Raw genomic sequence first — 14,274 nt, 5'->3', positions numbered from 1 at the left:
ATTACATTAAAACATATCTAAAAATTTTGTTTTCAGTAAGATTACGCATAAAGTTACTATAATTTATATTGGCGGTAAACCTCACTGGCAGATCGATGTACTAAAGAATGCCGCCAAACTAAAGACCTCATATCATCAGCGTATCCGCCACCAATTACACAGGCGACAGGGTAGCCAGCACTGACACAGGTAGTTAATACCTGCATTTCTCGACGGAAAAGCCCAGTATCAGTTAAAGCTAATTTACCTAAGCGATCGCCTATATGGGGATCAACTCCAGCATCATAAAATACTAAGTCAGGCTTGACATCTGAGAGTAAATCTGGTAAATAACGCGCCAATGTTTGTAAATAAGCCTCATCCTCCATACCCACAGGTAGGGGAACATCTAAATCACTTTGTTGCTTTGTACCGGGGAAATTAACCTCGCAGTGCATGGAGAAGGTAAAAACACTGTCATCATTGTGGAAGATAAACGCTGTACCGTCGCCTTGATGCACATCCAAATCGACAATGAGAATTTTTTGCGCTAGACCTTGTTTTTGTATAACACGGGAAGCGATCGCTAAATCATTGAAAATACAAAAACCAGAACCATAACCAGGAAAAGCATGATGGGTTCCGCCAGCCGTATTACAAGCTAAACCCTGACTCAATGCTAACTGGGCTGTAAGTATTGTGCCACCAACCGCCACACAAGTACGATTAGCTAAAGCTTGACTCCAAGGTAAACCAATCCGACGCTGTGCTTTAAAATCTAAAGTACCTTGACAATAAGCTTTTACATAGTCTGGGGTGTGGATTAACTCAATTAACTCTGAGTCAGGACGCATAGGCGTGTAAAACTGTTCGGGATGCGCCACACCGTCAGCTAACAGCAATTCATAGAGTTTTCGGAATTTCGCCATCGGGAAGCGATGCCCTTCAGGTAGTGGCGCAACGTAATCAGGATGGTAAATAATTGGTAAATCCATGTTATTTAGTCATGAGTTATTAGTGATTAGTTATTAGTTATTAGTCATTAGCTTTTCTCCTCCGCTTCCTCCGCTCCCTCTGCTCCCCTGCTTCCTCATCTCCCTCATCTCCCCAGTTTCTCCCCCAAGTCATTATTGAGGTAAAATTTTGCAATAATGAGATTGCACCAGCGTCTACATTCAATTGTCAATACAATATTTAAAGTCAAAATTGATGATGATGGACTGGATTTTACCTGTAGCTTTCACCTTAGTTGGCTTACTGTCAGGCATAATTGGCGAAAAAGTTATTTTCAATAAACTGAAAAAATTTGCCGCTAAGAAACAAATTCCTGGCAGTGAAATCATCTTTAAATCTCTGCAACGTATGCCATTTCTTTGGTTTATGCTTGCAGGGTTTTCAGCCGCTATTGTGAGTGCGCCCATCAAGACAGATATTAGCTTTTTATTACAGAGAATAACTAAAATTGTCTTTCTGTTTTCAGTCACCTTAGTCTTGGCCAGATTAACTGCGGGTTTTGTTAGTTTATATACTCAATCAGCAGAAAGAGCAACAGCATCACTAATTTCTAACCTAGCTAAAGCTGCTGTTTTGGGCTTGGGAGTCTTAATTTTACTACAAACCCTAGGGATTGAAATTACACCGATTATCACAACTTTAGGAGTTGGTGGTTTAGCAGTAGGTTTAGCATTACAAGACACTTTAGCTAATTTGTTTTCTGGATTTTACTTGATTCTTTCTAAGCAAGTACGAACTGGTGATTATATCAAATTAGATGATGGAAATGAGGGATATGTCACAGATATTTCTTGGCGCAATACAACTATTCGCGAAATTTCTAACAACGTAATCATAGTACCAAATTCTAAGCTAGCTTCCACAATTTTTACTAACTATCATCTCCCTGCCAAAGAAATAACTTTAACAATGACAGTGGGTGTGAGTTATGATAGTGATTTAGAAAAAGTCGAAAGAGTTACTGTAGAAGTCGCTCATGAGGTGATGCAATCAATTGCACCGGAATTAATTGCCAATGAGCCATATATTAGATTTCATACTTTCAATGATTTTAGTATAGACTTTACATTATATATGCGGGTTAGCGAATATTTTGATCAACGGATTGGCAGACATTTATTTATTAAAAAACTGCACAAACGTTATCAAGAAGAAGGTATTTCTATTCCTTTCCCCATTCGAGATATTTATATCAAAGAAAATGTTAGTCCTGAGAGAACATTAAATCTAGAAGAATCATGATTATGTAGAGATATTGTATGGCAACCTCTCCCCATAACCCATTAACCTGTGAAAGTTTGTCATACCAGGGTAAAATCTTATGGTTGGTATTGGGATTTCTGATGATTTCTGGTCTGAAGATAGCACTTTGCTGAGATTGGTCAGAAGTGAGACACTTTAGTATATAAAGCCATAGTATAGGAATCTTAATAATGACTTTAACCACCCAGCAGCTAGTAACCACGGGTAACTTTGAAAAACTGGTTTGGACTTGGCGAAATTACAAAATTCAATATACAGTCATGGGTACTGGACAACCGTTGGTACTTGTGCATGGCTTTGGCGCATCCATTGGACATTGGCGCAAGAATATTCCAGTTTTAGCCAGTGCGGGATACCAAGTTTTTGCTTTGGATCTTTTGGGTTTTGGTGGTTCGGATAAAGCACCCATTGAGTACAGTACAGAAGTTTGGGTAGAACTGTTAAAGGATTTTTGGACAGCCCATATTCAACAACCTGCGGTATTTATTGGTAATTCTATCGGCGCGCTTTTAAGTTTGATTGTCTTGGCAGAACATCCAGACATTAGTGCTGGTGGTGTATTAATTAATTCGGCTGGTGGTTTAAGTCATCGTCCCCATGAATTGAACCCACCTCTGAGAATTGTCATGGCGGCTTTTAATCGAGTGGTGCGATCGCCCATTACTGGTAAATTTGTCTTTAACCGCATCCGCCAAAAATCGCAAATTCGCCGCACCCTTTACCAAGTTTACCGCGATCGCACTGCTGTTACTGATGAATTAGTTGAATTACTTTATACACCATCCTGCGACCCCGGCGCACAACAGGTTTTCGCTTCCATTCTCTCAGCACCCCCAGGGCCAGCACCAGAGGAACTATTACCCCAAATAGAACGTCCATTATTAGTAATTTGGGGTGCTGATGATCCTTGGACACCAATTACAGGGGTGAAGATTTACGAACAGGCACTGGAAAATGGCAAAGATATTAAAATCTTACCCATTCCGGGAGCCGGTCATTGTCCCCACGATGAAGTACCAGATATCGTCAATACCCAGATTATTGATTGGCTAGCACAGCAACGCTTAGGTTAAACACTCTGAGGCTAGTATTGTTTCCTCAGCAATTTTGTAGAGACGCGTAGCCGCTCACAGAGCGGCTTCTCGTAAATTTATCCTCGCGTCTTCACTCAACATCACGTTTTCAGGCAGCATCCCATAACCACTTAAACATCTATGCGTCTTTGTGCATCAAGGCAGAATGGCAAGTAAAAATCTGGGTGAATACTTATCATTTGTGAAATACACTTGACAAAATCAAACTTAGGTGGTGTTTAATGCAGTTTGATGTGCGTAATCAAGGGATAATTCCCTTAATTCACCATCCAGATTTCTCTGCGTTAGGTTATGAAGTGCTTCAAGAACTGGGACGGAATCAGGAAGGTGGACGCATCACTTACCTTGCTAAAGTCAGCCACTCTCATCAACAGGTAGTAATTAAAGCCTTTAGTCTTGCTCATGCTGGTGCTGACTGGTTGGGTGTCACAGCATATCAACGAGAAGTAGAAATCCTGCAAAGACTCAACCATCCCCGTATTCCCCGCTATCTTAATTCTTTTGCTACACCTACGGTTTTTTACATAATACAAGAGTATAAAAACGCTCCTTCTCTGGCTTCAAGACGCAGCTTTAAACCAGAAGAAATTAAGCAAATAGCTGTGTCAATGTTAGAAATTTTGGTTTATTTACAACAACAAGTTGACCCAATTATCCATCGGGATATTAAACCAGAGAACATTTTACTAGATGAGCATTTGAATGCCTACCTAGTTGATTTTGATTTGGCTCAGGTAAAGGGTGAGAAAATGGCCTTGAGTAGCTTGGCGGCAGGAACTCCTGGTTTCATGCCCCCAGAAGAACAAAACGGTGATTCTCTGACTCAAGCTTCAGATTTATATAGCTTAGGTGCAACTCTGATTTGCTTACTCACTGCCACCCGTTCTGGAAATATTAGCAAGTTAATTGACAGTAATTATCGCTTTCACTTTCAAAAATTAATACCTCACATTCATCCCCGTTTTGAGTGGTGGTTAAGCAAAATGGTAGAACCCAAATCTCAACACCGCTACCCAAATGCAGCAACTGCATTAGCAGCCTTACAACCAATACAACCTACTGCTGCTGCCAATGCGATAGAAACTTTAGTGGCATCTGTGAGATTAAGAAAGCAAACAGCCGTACTAGGTTTAGCTACAATGGCAATGCTGGCAGTGGCAGGAATAACTTTAATCATGTCACAACAGGATAGTGCAGCCCAGCCAGTCCAAGAAATTGGAGTCAGGGAGTAGGGGAGATGAGGGGGATAAATAAATTCAAAATTCAAAATACCCTACGGGAAGGCTTACGCCTACAAAATTCAAAATTCAAAATTAAATAATTTTTCCCAGAATTATTGACTTTTGACTTTTGATTTCTGACTTATTTGATGCCCCACACCCAACTACTTAATACTGAGAGACTGCAACATTTTTTCTCGCTTTTTGCGGGCTATTTCTTGCAAATCAACACTTCTGTCAGTTTCATCAACAATCTCCCCAGTAATTACTTCCAACACATCTTCTAAGGTGACAACACCAGCAACACTTCCATACTCATCTACCACTACCGCCAGATGTTCATGGGCTTCTATAAAGTTTTTCAACAGTCTATCTGCCTGAATTACCTCTGGAACAAAGCGAACCTTGCGAGTCAGCGTAGAGATGTTTTGATGTTTTTGTCCTTCCACCATTGCTGTGAGCAATTCCTGTTTTAAGGCAAATCCCATGACTTGATCAATCGACTCATCGGTAACAAGAATCCGAGTATGTTGAGAGGCGATGATATCTGTTTTTGCCTCCGCTATGGTGAGATTACCGCGTATGTGTGTCAGCATAATCCGGGGAGTCATCAGGTCTGCGGCTGTGACATCATTGAGTCTAAACACCCGTTGAATCATTTCTGCTTCATCGCTTTCAATAATTCCTTCCTGTTGACCGATATTTGCTAATAACTTGATTTCCGCCTCGTTAGTTGTGGGTCTTTTTTTACCTTGAGAAAACGGTGCTGTGACGTTTTCTAAAATCCACACCAAGGGTGTGAAGGCAATCGATAATGCTGTTACAGGTAGAGCCGCCAGCATGGCGAGTTGTTCAGAATATCGCTCGCCGATGGTTTTGGGAATAATTTCCCCAAAAATAATAATCAGGAAAGTTAAGACTGCGGAAAATACACCCAGCCACTCAGATCCTAGGGCTTGAGTAGCAACACTCCCAGTGACAATACTGCCAATAATGTTGAAAATGTTGTTGAGGATAACAATAGTCGCAATTGGTCGATTCATATTTTCCCGAATCGCCAAAAGTGCAACGGCTGAAGGGTTATTTGATTGTGCTAATTGTCTAACTCTCAGGGTAGATACAGAAAACAGTGCCGTCTCTACACTAGAGCATAATGCTGAACCCAGAATGACGACAATGACGATGGTGATAAGCTGTAGCATATTGTTTCCCAAAGATGGGAATGGTTCGTCTCCTTAATGAGTGGCTATCTTTATTATCTTCAGTATTTGCTGGTTATCGAAAAACTGGGTTTAAAACCCCGTCCTTCGCCCAGGTTAATCAACGGTTGATTAATGGCTGAAGCTGCTGGAGCGAGACGCTACCCATAGCTTGCTTCCCCGTAGGGGTAGGCTGATCGCTCCTAACTAGAATAAATGTTCGCCACGCTGACAACTCCAGCCTCATCGCCCCATCTGCAAAACTCATCATGCTGTAAGATTGATTGATGAAAGACTTGATGGACAGAATATGTCACAGATATTTCCTGGAGAAGTATTTGCTAATACTGCTGATTTTGACAACGGGATTCGCCAGTTATTGCCAAAATATGATGAGATGCTGGCAGTCATCACCCGTTGTCTTCCATCTAGGAGTAGTCGCATCTTAGAATTAGGCTGTGGCACTGGCGAGTTGAGTCTGAAGCTACTAAAACACTGTCCCGACGCTCAAGTTATAGCCTTAGATTATTCACCCAGGATGTTGGAATTTGCCCAAGCTAAAATTGCTAGTGCTGGGTATGGGCAAAGATGGACTGGGGTACAAGCAGATTTTGGTGACTGGGCAATTAATCCAGAAAAATTAAATATAGGCAGAGAGTTGGATGGTTGTGTATCATCCTTAGCAATTCACCATCTTCAAGATGAAATGAAGTTAAAGTTATTTCAACGTATTGCTGCTAGCCTGCATCCCAATGGTTGTTTTTGGAATGCTGACCCTACCTTACCAGAATCATCTACTTTAGCAGAAATGTATCAAGCGGCACGAGAGGAATGGGCAAACCAGCAACGAATTAATTTAACAGAGGTGCGCGCGAAAGTCGGACAAAGCAGCACACAAGGGTACTCCAGTCAAGACCAACTCGCTACTTTAGAAACCCACCTGCAAATGCTGACTCAGGCTGGGTTTAAGACGGTGGCTGTACCTTGGAAGTATTACGGTTTTGCTGTTTTTGGTGGTTGGCTTTGAGCAAGTTGAGTTATAACCGTTCCCAAGCTGTGCCTCTATAGCCATAATCAAAAATTTCTGGATGTAAAATTTCTGCCATAATTTCTAGAGAATCTACCAGTCTGGGGCCTGGACGGTTAAAGTAAGCATTGCCGTCAGTAATGTAGACTCTACCAGTTTTGGCAGCATGGAGATTTTGCCACTCTGGGTTTTGCGTCAATAGTTTGGCTTCTTGACGAGTGCGATTTAAGTCAAAACCACAAGGCATAAATACTATGATATCTGGATTACTCACTAACAGTGTTTCCCATCGCAAATTAGGGGAAGGTTGACCTGTGACACAAAATAGTGATTGTCCTCCGGCTAAGTTGACTAATTCAGGAATCCAATTTGCTCCTACCATCAAGGGATCTGTCCACTCAATACAGGCAACATTAGGTAATTCTGCTAAGGAAAGTCCCTGGATTTTTTGCTGACAAATTTTGACACGCGCTTCTAAGTTTTCTAATACGTGGACAGCATCTACACCAAATATATGAGCGACTCGTTCAATGTCATTCCAAACATCCTCTAGTAGATTAGGTTGTAAAGAAATAATCTCAGGTGAAGTATGGGTGAGTTCGTCTACTGCTTTTTCCACATCTCGAAAGCTAACAGCACAAACATCACATTGGTCTTGCGTGATAATATGGGTAGGCTTTAACCTCTCGACAACATCGGTCTTAATTTGATAGATACTGAGAGCCGATTGCAGTATTTTATTCATTCCATTGTGTATATCACTGCTGGAAGCATCGGTGTGTAAGCGTGTCTGGGTGCAAACAGGGCGATTCTGGATTTCTGGCGGGTAGTCACATTCGTGCGATCGCCCGACAATGGCATCCGTTAAGCCCAAGGCTGCTAAAATCTCAGTTCCACTGGGAATCAACGAAATAATTCTCACATTCTCATTTTTCATTGCTACACCTTTAATACAGCTGCTGTATCACTAATTCAATTGTTGCAAAATTCTACTCTGGAAGTATCTTTCTAGAGGATAATGCCTCAGCAATCATCCGTATTTTTGTGAACCTGTAAATTCACCGAACCTCCTCGCTGCGGAAGCCCTTGACTTTAGGCATGGGGTGTTGCAGCAGATGCACTTTATTTTGCACTGTAGAGACTAGCTATGCTTAGTCTCTAAATCATTGATTTGATGCAACTTCATAGAAAATTGGTATTAGGACTTACCGAACCTCCTCGCTGCGGAAGCCCTTGACTTTAGGCATGGGGTGTTGCAGCAGATGCACTTTATTTTGCACTGTAGAGACTAGCTATGCTTAGTCTCTAAATCATTGATTTGATGCAACTTCATAGAAAATTGGTATTAGGACTTACGCAAGTGTCATCATGAAACTTTCTTTTAGGGTGCGTCAGATGTCAAAAATAATCTACTTTGACGCACCCTAATAATGTGCCAGTTGCGTAAGTCCTGTGATTTTTGATTTCTATTGTTAGCGACTTTTTATCTTAACAAATACTTAACTTATATTTAACTCTCTCTAGAGAAATAGCTCTGTTAGCAGACGTAATTATGTTATTGTTCTGTTTTATATTAAGAGGATATATTAAGATTAATTAAAACTGCTTGATTAAGCATAAAAAAAATGAATTTTAGAAACTGGGCTAGCAGAGTATCAATCATTTTTTTCATGTTATCTGCTTTAGTTTTAGCACTCAGCACAGGGAAAGTTACACAGTTACCAGAGAATACAACTACATCCTCAAATCAAGAGATTACAACCTGGAGTCAATATCCACAAATACAAATTCAGCAGGTTGAGACTGAAGTTAACCAACAACAAAGTTTACTGGCATCTCCAACTAAACCGAATCCTATTTCTGGAAGATACATAACTACTGAAGCTTTTAACAGATATAGACCAAGATACGAAATTGCTGCTGTAGACCCCAGTAACTACGGAGAAAGATATACTCAAGATGTTAACGGCGTAGTTTTAAATAATCAACCAATTATTGTCATTCACGAAACGAGTAATTCAGCTAGTAGCGCGGTTAATTTCTTTCAAACACCCCATGAAGATGAAAGTTGGCAAGCGAGTTATCACGCCATAGTTGAGTTAGACGGTACTGTAATTTATCTTGTCCCTCCAGACAAGCGGGCGTTTGGTGCCGCTAACTCAGTATTTGAGGGAGCAAATGGCCCGGAAACTGTGAAAACTAACCCTAATTTACCACCATCTGTCAATAATTTTGCTTACCACGTTTCCTTAGAAACACCACCAGATGGGCGCGGCAATAATTTGATAACATCTCATAGTGGTTACACAGAAGCGCAGTATCAATCTTTAGCTTGGTTAATTGCCCAAAGCCAAATACCAGAGGATCGGATTACTACCCATAAAGCAGTAGATCGTTCTGGAGAAAGAGCTGATCCTTTTAGTTTTGATAGTGATAGATTCTTCAGTTGGCTTAACACCTATCGCCAAATCAATCCAGTTTATCGGGCAGGTAATTAATGCTTTAGGGAACACAAAAAAATCAATTATATAGATTGTTAGGTCATATTTTGCACCATTCTCAATAAGCTCCAGGCGATGCACACCCAACAACCTAAAATTAAGGGTTTGAACAACTTGCAAGCAATGCCTACCCTACAAAAATTATCATTAAGGAATAGGTGCAAGATGTGTGTTATTGGGGTGCATCAGTACGAATAATTTTTGGGTATCTCAGCAGTTGACTAACGCACCCCAGATAATGGAGTGTGAGGTTTCTCGTCCTACCTGATAAAACTATAAATTTTCTGTGTTTCCAGGCGATCGCCTACTGAAGACGGTAACTCTCCCTGTGGGATGGTTTGCCTGTCTAGCTGGACTTGCAAATTACTCAGGGGATCGCTACCAGAAGAAATCAAAAATTCGAGTTTCTGCACGTAAGGTAAGGTGGCTAAGTTATCCAGAATTTGCAAAATGGCTTGCAGGTAAGGATGTCCGTCTTGTTGATACCAGTCAGCAGCAGCTAATTTTGGTTGGTCAAAACCCAAGTGTACTGTTAACGATGGCTCATCAAATAAAGCGATCGCTAAAGGACGGGCTTCTTCTTGTAACAATAAATCATAACTCCTCGCTAAATGCCGCAATTTCTCTAAACGCTCGTAGCGTTTTGTTACCAATTGCGGGTCATCTTGCCAATGAATTGCGACTGTTACCAAACAGGTTTGTAACAACATGTGACCGAGCTTTTTGGCTTTAGTCGCCAAGTAATAGGAATTGTAGTCATTGGCTTCGATTAACAACGGCACACGGTCAACCACTTCCAAACCATAACCCTTCACTCCGGCGATTTTCCGGGGATTATTGGTAATCAGGCGTATCTTTTTCACGCCTAAATCCATCAGTATTTGCGCTCCCATACCATAATCGCGCAGGTCGGCAGGAAATCCTAAACGCTCATTCGCCTCTACCGTATCCAGACCTAAATCCTGCAAAGAATAGGCTTTTAGCTTGTTAATTAAACCAATACCTCGTCCCTCTTGGCGCAGGTAAACTATTACACCTTGACCAGCCGTTTCAATCATTTTCAGTGCAGCTTGCAACTGCATCCGACAGTCACAGCGCAAAGAACCCAAAGCATCGCCTGTGAGACATTCTGAGTGCATCCGCACCATGACTGGCTCATCTTTAAAGTTAGCCGGGTCGCCTTTGACAATGGCAACGTGTTCAGTATTATCTAGGGTGTGACGATAGGCATAAATGTCAAACTGACCGAATTGACTAGGTAGCTTAGTTACCACTTCCCGATATACCAAGCGGTCATGTTTGAGGCGATAACTAATTAAGTCAGCAATGCTGATAATTTTGAGATTGTGATGTTTAGCATAATCAATTAACTGCTGCAACCGTGCCATTGAACCATCGGGGTTTTGAATTTCACAAATCACCCCGGCTGGGTATAATCCGGCTAATCGCGCTAAGTCAACAGCTGCTTCCGTGTGTCCAGCACGTTTGAGGACACCACCAACTCTAGCCCGCAACGGGAAAATATGACCAGGACGACGTAAATCTGATGGTTTTGTGCCTGGGTTGAGAGTTACTTGGATAGTGCGGGCGCGGTCTTCGGCGGAGATTCCCGTGGATACGCCTAAATGCGGCCCGGCATCAATACTGACTGTAAAAGCCGTCTGATTGGGATCAGTGATGTTCGTTACCATCAAGGGTAGATCGAGTTCATCCAGGCGATCGCCTGTCATCGCCAGACAAATCAATCCTCTAGCTTCCACTGCCATAAAATTGATCATGTCAGGCGTAGCAAACTGAGCCGCACAAATCAAATCGCCTTCATTTTCTCGATTTTCGTCATCTACCACCACAATGGCGCGACCAGCCTTGAGTTCTGTCAAAGCAGCATCAATAGAATCAAACATAAAATTTGGATTTGCAGAGGTAACACCGTGATTCGCCTCCTCCATTGGAGGAGCTATATCTGGATTGGGATAATCTTTATTAATGGGAGCGTTTTCAGGCTGCTGTGTATTTTTAGACTGTGACACAGAGAATTTTAACTAGCAATAGTAAATTTTTTTAACAAATTCTTATTTTAAATTGTAGCTGCTTTATGCAGCAGAAATATAAACTAGCAATGTGAAAGTATGGGCTTGCCAAGGTTTTATATACCTTTGTAACCTTCTGCCATTGTTTTTTCATGCTTGTGCGTCAGCTCTACCGTTAAAATTGGGCTTTAGTGCAGTGTCGTTGAATATGCTCTGGTGCTGGGCTTCTGTGGCGTTTTCTCAGTTTCGCCTCTGGTAGCTAGTAGTTGGCAGATCACAACAGATTAACCAAAAGCGGATAAGGATTTGAGATCATGGGTAATTTAAGACGCGTACCAGTTGGGATTGTTGGCGCGTCAGGCTATGGCGGATTGCAATTAGTACGATTACTACTGGAACACCCCGAAGTCGAGTTAGTTTATTTAGGCGAAGATAGTATTGTCGGAAAGTCATTGGCGACTGCTTACCCTCATTTGGCAAATGTCGTCAAATTGCCAATCGAGGCTATCGAACCCGAAATTATCGCCAGTCGTTGTCAAGTGGTATTTCTTTCACTATCAAATGGTCATGCTTGCCAAATTGCACCCATTTTATTAGAACAAGGATGCCAGGTAATCGACCTGAGTGCAGACTATAGATTCAGAAATTTGGCAACCTATACCAGTTGGTATGGTAAAGAAAGAAGCGACCATGATACAGCCGCCACCGCCGTATATGGATTACCAGAACTGTATCGCGATCGCATTGCTGATGCCCAACTGGTTGGCTGTCCTGGTGCTTACCCTACAGCCAGTCTGATCGCACTTTTACCACTATTTAAGCAAGGTTTAATTGTCCCCGAAACAGCGATTATCGATGCTAAATCTGGTACATCAAGCGGCGGGCGAGAACCCAAAACCCACTTATTGTTAGCCGAAGCCGATAATTCCCTGGCAGCATACAGCGTTACCCGTCATCGCCACACCCCAGAAATTGAACAAATTTGTAGCGAACTAGCAGGTCATGAAGTCACAGTCCAATTTACTCCCCACCTTGTCCCAATGGTGCGGGGAACTTTGGCAACAGTTTATGCCACACTCCGCGATCCTGGTTTAGTAGGCGATGATATTATAACAATTTATACAGCATTTTACCGTAATTCTCCCTGGATAAAAGTCTGTGATAGCGGCATTTACCCGCATACAAAATGGGCTAGCGGTACTAATATTTGTTATATAGGTATAGAAGTTGACCCACGTACTCGCCGTGTAATTGTCATCTCAGCCATTGACAACCTGATTAAAGGTCAAGCGGGTCAAGCTATTCAGTGTTTCAACTTGATGATGGGTTGGGATGAAACCTTGGGTTTACCCAAGGTGGGGTTTTATCCATAATTGGGCAGGGGAGCAGGGGAGATTTTTTCAAGAATTCAACAATTCATTAATTTTGAATTTTGAATTTTGAATTGATTTGTCCCCAGTCCCCAATAACTACTTCGGCCCTAAGCCTACAGCACCAGCATAAACGGCGCGATCGCCCAATTCATCTTCAATCCGAAGTAAGCGGTTATATTTAGCTACCCGTTCACTACGACATAGAGAACCGGTTTTAATTTGTCCTGCACGAGTAGCGACAGCTAAATCCGCAATTGTGGTGTCTTCTGTTTCACCGGAACGATGGCTAATTACTGACCGGAAACCGTTACGAGTTGCCAAGTCAATTGTTTCCAAAGTCTCAGTCAAAGAACCGATTTGATTGAGTTTAATCAAAATGGCATTCCCGGCTTTTTCTTGGATGCCTTTTTGTAAGCGAGTAGCGTTAGTTACAAACAAGTCATCCCCAACCAACTGCACCCGTGAACCAATCTTCTGGGTGAGCAATTGCCAATGCTGCCAATCTTCCTCATGCAAACCATCCTCAATCGACACAATCGGATATTGAGCCACCAACTGGGCTAAATAATCAATAAACTCAGTGGGCGCATGAGGTTTACCATCATAGACATACTGCCCATCTTTGTAAAATTCGCTAGCTGCTACGTCCAATGCTAACGCCACTTGTTCCCCAGGCTTGTAACCAGCCTTTTCGATAGCAGCCACCAACAATTCTAAAGCCACTTGATTTGATTCTAGGTTAGGGGCAAAACCACCTTCATCACCGACACCAGTCAATAAACCTTTGTCATGCAGCACTTCGCTGAGGGTAGCAAACACCTCCGCACCCCAGCGCAAAGCTTCCCGGAAGGAAGGCGCACCAATGGGGACAATCATAAACTCTTGAAAGTCTACGTTATTAGCAGCGTGCGCCCCACCATTAATGACATTCATCAAAGGCACAGGCAGCAAATTCGCCAAAGGGCCACCTAAATAACGATAGAGAGGAATTCCCAAAGACTCAGCCCCGGCTCTAGCAGCAGCGAGGGACACAGCCAAAATCGCATTCGCGCCCAAGTTAGATTTAGTCGCCGAACCATCCAGCGCAATCATTGTCCGGTCGATCAGTTCTTGGTTGAGGGCATCCAAATCAATTAACTTAGGGGCAAATACTTCATTAACGTTTTGTACTGCCTTGAGTACCCCTTTACCACCGTAACGGCTTTTATCTTTGTCTCGTAGTTCATGGGCTTCAAAAGTACCTGTAGACGCGCCACTAGGAACTTGTGCCAATCCCACAGCACCACTAAGCAAATGTACTTCAGCTTCTACAGTTGGTCTACCCCGCGAATCGAGAATTTCACGGGCTACAATTGCTTCAATAGCAGTATCTACAATGTTACTCATTAGTTTTTGCTCCTTCTTACCGTTGATTGGACAAAATCTAGTAGCTCAACCCAATCGTTAGCATAATTGCTCTGGCGTACTATTGGCTGAGATTAAATGAAGATTTCCAGAGATGGGCTTAAATAGGCGGACTTTGGATTTTGGATTATTTTTTGGTCAATAGTCAATAGTCAATAGTCATTAGTTAT

The 14,274-nt window shown here is 42.1% G+C and carries 11 protein-coding genes; 6 read left to right on the top strand and 5 right to left on the bottom strand.

Features of this window, described 5'->3' with window-relative positions:
* Nucleotides 1-56: 56 nt before the first annotated feature.
* On the bottom strand, nt 57-974 hold the full coding sequence (locus AACS98_RS22535) for a histone deacetylase family protein (RefSeq protein ID WP_066384342.1): 918 nt from the start codon (nt 972-974) through the stop codon (nt 57-59).
* Between the two features lie 217 nt (nt 975-1,191).
* Between AACS98_RS22535 and AACS98_RS22530 the strand changes: the two genes are divergently transcribed.
* The 3 genes from AACS98_RS22530 to AACS98_RS22520 all read left to right on the top strand — a co-directional run bounded on the left by AACS98_RS22530 (nt 1,192) and on the right by AACS98_RS22520 (nt 4,582).
* Entirely contained in the window at nt 1,192-2,235 is a 1,044-nt protein-coding gene (locus tag AACS98_RS22530) for a mechanosensitive ion channel family protein (RefSeq protein ID WP_066384337.1), read from the top strand.
* Between the two features lie 191 nt (nt 2,236-2,426).
* Nucleotides 2,427-3,329: an alpha/beta fold hydrolase gene (locus tag AACS98_RS22525; RefSeq protein ID WP_066384335.1), complete on the top strand. Its 903-nt coding sequence runs from the start codon at nt 2,427-2,429 to the stop codon at nt 3,327-3,329.
* Nucleotides 3,330-3,571: 242 nt separating this feature from the next.
* Nucleotides 3,572-4,582: a serine/threonine protein kinase gene (locus tag AACS98_RS22520; protein WP_066384333.1), complete on the top strand. Its 1,011-nt coding sequence runs from the start codon at nt 3,572-3,574 to the stop codon at nt 4,580-4,582.
* A 152-nt stretch (nt 4,583-4,734) separates the two neighbouring features.
* Here AACS98_RS22520 and AACS98_RS22515 read toward each other — a convergent pair whose 3' ends face one another.
* Nucleotides 4,735-5,772 carry a hemolysin family protein gene (locus AACS98_RS22515; protein ID WP_066384331.1) on the bottom strand — a complete coding sequence of 346 codons (1,038 nt, stop codon included), beginning with the start codon at nt 5,770-5,772 and terminating at the stop codon, nt 4,735-4,737.
* Nucleotides 5,773-6,079: 307 nt separating this feature from the next.
* On the opposite strand from AACS98_RS22515, the gene AACS98_RS22510 reads away from it, so the two are divergent.
* Entirely contained in the window at nt 6,080-6,796 is a 717-nt protein-coding gene (locus AACS98_RS22510; protein WP_066384329.1) for a class I SAM-dependent methyltransferase, read from the top strand.
* Between the two features lie 10 nt (nt 6,797-6,806).
* Here the strand turns inward: AACS98_RS22510 and AACS98_RS22505 are convergent, their stop codons facing one another.
* Complete coding sequence (locus AACS98_RS22505) at nt 6,807-7,733, bottom strand: cobalamin-binding protein (protein WP_066384326.1); 927 nt, start codon at nt 7,731-7,733, stop codon at nt 6,807-6,809.
* A gap of 688 nt (nt 7,734-8,421) precedes the next feature.
* Between AACS98_RS22505 and AACS98_RS22500 the strand changes: the two genes are divergently transcribed.
* Nucleotides 8,422-9,294, top strand: coding sequence for a peptidoglycan recognition protein family protein (locus tag AACS98_RS22500; protein WP_066384321.1), 873 nt, complete (start codon nt 8,422-8,424; stop codon nt 9,292-9,294).
* Nucleotides 9,295-9,557: 263 nt separating this feature from the next.
* Here AACS98_RS22500 and ribBA read toward each other — a convergent pair whose 3' ends face one another.
* Nucleotides 9,558-11,246, bottom strand: a complete 1,689-nt coding sequence (gene ribBA / locus AACS98_RS22495) for a bifunctional 3,4-dihydroxy-2-butanone-4-phosphate synthase/GTP cyclohydrolase II (RefSeq protein ID WP_066384456.1) — start codon at nt 11,244-11,246, stop codon at nt 9,558-9,560.
* A 395-nt stretch (nt 11,247-11,641) separates the two neighbouring features.
* Between ribBA and argC the strand changes: the two genes are divergently transcribed.
* Nucleotides 11,642-12,700 carry an N-acetyl-gamma-glutamyl-phosphate reductase gene (gene argC, locus AACS98_RS22490; protein ID WP_066384319.1) on the top strand — a complete coding sequence of 353 codons (1,059 nt, stop codon included), beginning with the start codon at nt 11,642-11,644 and terminating at the stop codon, nt 12,698-12,700.
* A gap of 96 nt (nt 12,701-12,796) precedes the next feature.
* Here the strand turns inward: argC and eno are convergent, their stop codons facing one another.
* Entirely contained in the window at nt 12,797-14,086 is a 1,290-nt protein-coding gene (gene eno, locus AACS98_RS22485) for a phosphopyruvate hydratase (RefSeq protein WP_066384317.1), read from the bottom strand.
* Between the last annotated feature and the right edge of the window lie 188 nt (nt 14,087-14,274).

Origin of the sequence: Anabaena sp. CA = ATCC 33047 (genome assembly GCF_963870205.1) — a bacterium.
Lineage (GTDB): Bacteria > Cyanobacteriota > Cyanobacteriia > Cyanobacteriales > Nostocaceae > Trichormus.
Note: the sequence above shows the minus strand (reverse complement) of the source record. Positions and strands in the feature narration are given on the sequence as shown.

Bases quoted from the DNA above. Each gene is read 5' to 3' on its own strand.
- AACS98_RS22535 (WP_066384342.1), bottom strand. From the start codon at position 974: ATGGATTTACCAATTATTTACCATCCTGATTACGTTGCGCCACTACCT.
- AACS98_RS22530 (WP_066384337.1), top strand. From the start codon at position 1,192: ATGATGGACTGGATTTTACCTGTAGCTTTCACCTTAGTTGGCTTACTG.
- AACS98_RS22525 (WP_066384335.1), top strand. From the start codon at position 2,427: ATGACTTTAACCACCCAGCAGCTAGTAACCACGGGTAACTTTGAAAAA.
- AACS98_RS22520 (WP_066384333.1), top strand. From the start codon at position 3,572: ATGCAGTTTGATGTGCGTAATCAAGGGATAATTCCCTTAATTCACCAT.
- AACS98_RS22515 (WP_066384331.1), bottom strand. From the start codon at position 5,772: ATGCTACAGCTTATCACCATCGTCATTGTCGTCATTCTGGGTTCAGCA.
- AACS98_RS22510 (WP_066384329.1), top strand. From the start codon at position 6,080: ATGTCACAGATATTTCCTGGAGAAGTATTTGCTAATACTGCTGATTTT.
- AACS98_RS22505 (WP_066384326.1), bottom strand. From the start codon at position 7,733: ATGAAAAATGAGAATGTGAGAATTATTTCGTTGATTCCCAGTGGAACT.
- AACS98_RS22500 (WP_066384321.1), top strand. From the start codon at position 8,422: ATGAATTTTAGAAACTGGGCTAGCAGAGTATCAATCATTTTTTTCATG.
- ribBA (WP_066384456.1), bottom strand. From the start codon at position 11,246: ATGGAGGAGGCGAATCACGGTGTTACCTCTGCAAATCCAAATTTTATG.
- argC (WP_066384319.1), top strand. From the start codon at position 11,642: ATGGGTAATTTAAGACGCGTACCAGTTGGGATTGTTGGCGCGTCAGGC.
- eno (WP_066384317.1), bottom strand. From the start codon at position 14,086: ATGAGTAACATTGTAGATACTGCTATTGAAGCAATTGTAGCCCGTGAA.